Origin of the sequence: Streptomyces sp. SID12501 (genome assembly GCF_010550245.1) — a bacterium.
Lineage (GTDB): Bacteria > Actinomycetota > Actinomycetes > Streptomycetales > Streptomycetaceae > Streptomyces.
Genome location: NZ_JAAGLU010000837.1, coordinates 1 through 414, shown reverse-complemented (window position 1 = coordinate 414; position 414 = coordinate 1). Strand labels below are relative to the sequence as shown.

The following is a 414-nucleotide window of genomic DNA, read 5'->3' as shown; positions in this document are numbered from 1 at the left end:
CGAATCCGCCGCCGCGGTACTGGGCGGTGGCCATCGAACCGAGCGTGTTGCGCAGGGTGTTGAGTTCGTCCTGGCCGCGGGCGACCCGGTCCTGGAGCTGGGCGATCTCCTTCTCCAGCTTCTCCTGGCGCTCCTTGGCCCCGTTGAACTTCTCGGTGGCCTGCTCGGCCTCCTCGTAGAGGGTGTCGACCTTGGTCTTGACCTCGTCCTTGTTCGGCTTGTCCGGGGCGGCCACGGCCGAGTGCGAGGAGAGCGCGACGGCCGCCGCGGCGGTGGCGGTGAGCACGCTCACGCGCGCGCGGGTCGGGTGCTTGGGTCGACGGTGAAACGCCACGGAGACGAGCTCCTTCTTCTTCGGACTGCCTCGGGCCGCCGAGCGGGAACGCACGCCCGGCAGCAACCCCGCCCTCACTC

General features: G+C 70.3%; 1 protein-coding gene. It reads right to left on the bottom strand.

Translation table 11 applies throughout. The annotated features are described in order from the left end of the window. On the bottom strand, nt 1–334 hold a 334-nt coding region (locus tag G3I71_RS48720), incomplete at its 3' end, for a coiled-coil domain-containing protein (RefSeq protein ID WP_369335594.1). Nucleotides 335–414 lie beyond the last annotated feature (80 nt).